Below are 583 nucleotides of genomic sequence, written 5' to 3'. Positions count from 1 at the left end.
GGTCCGTTTCTCCGTGCCGCTCGCCGAACCCGGCGTGCGGCTCTCACCGCACCGGGCTCTCCACGGTCTCTGCCGTTCAGGCGTGGTTGAGATGAGTCCAGGGGTGGGGGATCGTGTCGCCTCGGTAGCGGTAACGGGAGACCGTCACCGCTTGGAGGCTGAACAGTTCGATCCCGTCCGCCGACAGGGCCTTCCACCGGCCGTTGTGGTCGGTGAAGCGTCGGCGGATGTCCTTCCACCTCCATTGGTGCAGCACGATCCACCAGCTGATCACCCGGTGCCAGACGAATCTGGCGAGGGATTTCAGGGTGACTTTCGCGACCGCGTGCTTGAAGTAGTTGGCCCAGCCGCGCATGATCTGGTTGAGCCTGATCAGCACGTCCCTGGGATTCATCTGCGACGTTCTGCTCGTGAGGGCACGGATCTTGTCCTTCAACTGCCGGATGGGCCGGTCAGCAATGAAGGTGTAGACGTACCACTTGTCCGTTCCTCGCTTGCGGCGCCACTGGATGCGGAACCCAAGGAAGTCGAACCCTTCCGACATGTGCACCACCTGCGTCTTGGCCTCGGAGAGGCGAAGACC

1 protein-coding gene is annotated in these 583 nt (G+C 63.0%); it reads right to left on the bottom strand.

All coding sequences use genetic code 11. The features are described 5' to 3' along the window. Nucleotides 1–76: 76 nt before the first annotated feature. A partial coding sequence (locus AC27LF_RS45600; RefSeq protein ID WP_479662466.1) for a group II intron maturase-specific domain-containing protein occupies nucleotides 77–583 on the bottom strand: 507 nt, incomplete at its 5' end.

The sequence above is a fragment of the Streptomyces diversicolor genome (assembly GCF_057537855.1).
This window is presented reverse-complemented; position numbering and strand designations above follow the sequence as displayed.